This window comes from Arthrobacter sp. 'calajunan', assembly GCF_046940185.1.
Taxonomy (GTDB): Bacteria; Actinomycetota; Actinomycetes; order Actinomycetales; family Micrococcaceae; genus Glutamicibacter; species Glutamicibacter soli.
In genome coordinates this window covers 1-343 of record NZ_JBKZDY010000030.1, presented here as the reverse complement: position 1 = coordinate 343, position 343 = coordinate 1, and the positions used below count along the sequence as shown (strand labels likewise).

Sequence of the window (343 nt, the reverse complement as noted above, 5' to 3'; positions counted from 1 at the left end):
CGACGGGGCGGGCTTCATGGGCCGCGATCTGCGCCGAGCGCGAAGGTTCGCGACTCAAGCCAGTAACGGTGGACCAGAAGATTCCTGCACCGCGGATAGCGTCCAGATCCAGTGCGTCGGGGTCGATGTTCCAGTCCGGCGCCATGGGGAAGCGTCCATAGAAGTACAGCGGGAAGTCTTCCGGCGGCTGGATGGCACAGAAAGTCACCGGCGTCTGCAACGAGTCGTCACGAGCAACCAGTGTGCGGTCGACGCCGAACTTGTCCAGGTCGCGCTCCAGGAACGTTCCGAAGTCGTCGTCGCCAACCTTGGTGATGACACCTGCTGCACGTCCGTGCCGGGC

At 63.8% G+C, this 343-nt stretch carries 1 protein-coding gene; it reads right to left on the bottom strand.

The features are described from left to right. A partial coding sequence (locus RF641_RS17520; protein WP_424573730.1) for a PfkB family carbohydrate kinase occupies positions 1-343 on the bottom strand: 343 nt, incomplete at both ends.